This is a genomic window from Streptomyces sp. WAC05292 (assembly GCF_003949955.1).
Taxonomy (GTDB): Bacteria; Actinomycetota; Actinomycetes; order Streptomycetales; family Streptomycetaceae; genus Streptomyces; species Streptomyces globosus.
In genome coordinates this window covers 1-1868 of the sequence record NZ_RPSE01000664.1, presented here as the reverse complement: position 1 = coordinate 1868, position 1868 = coordinate 1, and the positions used below count along the sequence as shown (strand labels likewise).

Genomic DNA, 1868 nt, shown 5'->3' with positions numbered 1-1868 from the left:
TGGTGGGGCCGGGCCGGGGCGGGGCTGCGCGGGTACCGGCTGATCGTCGGCATGTGGATCCGGTCGACGATGGCGTACCGGGCGTCGTTCGCGCTGGCGGTGTGCGGGAACGCGGCGATCACGTTCCTGGACTTCGTGGCGATCTCCCTCATGTTCACGCACGTGGACGCGCTGGGCGGCTTCACGCTGCCCGAGACGGCCCTGCTGTACGGGTCCGCGTCCGCCTCCCTCGGGCTCGCCGACCTGCTGCTCGGCAGCACCGACCGGGTCGGCTCCCGGATCCGCGACGGCTCGCTCGACACCATGCTGGTGCGGCCCGTCCCGGTGCTCGCGCAGGTCGCGGCGGACAGGTTCGCGCTGCGCCGGGTGGGGCGGGTCGTGCAGGGGCTCGCCGTGCTCGCGTGGGCGGCGGCCCGGCTGGACGTGGAGTGGACGGCGGGAAAGGTGCTGCTGCTGCCGGTGATGGTGGTGTCGGGGGCGGCGATCTTCGCGGCGGTGCTGGTCGCCGGGGCTGCGTTCCAGTTCGTCGCGGGGGATGCGGCGGAGGTGCAGAACTCCTTCACCTACGGCGGGAACACGATGCTCCAGTACCCGCCGACGGTGTTCGCGAAGGAACTGCTGCGGGGCGTGACGTTCGTCGTCCCGCTGGCCTTCGTCAACTGGCTGCCCGCGCTGTACGTGCTGGGGCGGCCCGATCCGCTGGGGCTGCCGGACTGGGTGGCGTTCGCGAGCCCGGCGGTGGCGGCGGCGCTGTTCGTCCCCGCGTCGCTGGCGTGGCGCGCGGGGCTTCGTTCGTACCGGAGCACGGGGAGCTGAGGGGTGGTGGGCGTGGACGCGAGTGTGGGCGTGGATACGGGTGCGGGTGCGGGTGCGGGTGCGGATGCGGTCGTGGAGGGCGGGCCGGAGGTGCTGATCGAACTGGACGGGGTGGAGAAGGTCTTCGGCGTACGCCGCCGGGCCGGCCTGCTGCGCCGGGAGAAACGGCAGGTCAAGGCTGTGGACGGGATCAGTTTCGAGGTGGCGCGGGGCGAGGTGGTCGGCTACATCGGGCCCAACGGGGCGGGCAAGTCGACGACGGTGAAGATGCTGACGGGCATCCTCACCCCGAGCGCGGGCCGGCTGCGGGTCGCCGGGATCGACCCGGCGCGGGAGCGGATGCGGCTCGCGCACCGCATCGGGGTGGTCTTCGGGCAGCGCACCACGCTGTGGTGGGACCTGCCGCTGAAGGACAGCTACGGGCTGATGCGGCGGCTGTACCGCATCCCGCGGGCGCGGTTCGCGGAGAACCTGGAGCGCTGCGTGGAGCGGCTGGACCTCGAACCGCTGCTGGACGTGCCGGTGCGGCAGCTGTCGCTGGGGCAGCGGATGCGCGGGGACATCGCGGCGGCGCTGCTGCACGATCCCGAGGTGCTGTACCTGGACGAGCCGACGATCGGGCTGGACGTGGTCAGCAAGGCGAAGGTGCGGGATTTCCTGAGGCAGTTGAACGCCGAGCGCGGCACGACGGTGCTGCTGACGACGCACGACCTGCAGGACATCGAGCAGCTGTGCGGGCGGGTGATGGTGATCGACCACGGGCGGCTCGTGTACGACGGGACGCCGGCCGGGCTGCATGCGGCCGGGGCCGCGGGGGAGAGCGAGCGGATGCTCGTAGTGCACCTGGAGCGGGAGCTTCCGGCGGTGAGCGTGGAGGGGGCGAGGGTGGTGAAGGTGGAGGGGCCGCGGCAGTGGCTGGCGTTCCCGGCGGGGGCATCGGCGGCGCCGTTGGTGGCGCAGGTCGCGGCCCGGTACCCGCTGTCGGACCTGTCGGTGCGCGAGCCGGACATCGAGGACGTGATCGCGCGCATGTACGCGGGACGGGACTGAGG

Annotated in this window: 2 protein-coding genes; both read left to right on the top strand. The window is 72.9% G+C overall.

What is annotated here, in order from left to right:
* Positions 1–816, top strand: an 816-nt coding sequence (locus EF903_RS32195) for an ABC transporter permease (protein ID WP_399422175.1), incomplete at its 5' end; no start/stop codon positions are given.
* A 12-nt stretch (positions 817–828) separates the two neighbouring features.
* A complete protein-coding gene (locus EF903_RS32190) occupies positions 829–1866 on the top strand; it encodes an ATP-binding cassette domain-containing protein (RefSeq protein ID WP_399422173.1) in 1038 nt (345 codons plus the stop codon).
* The last annotated feature ends 2 nt before the right edge of the window (positions 1867–1868 follow it).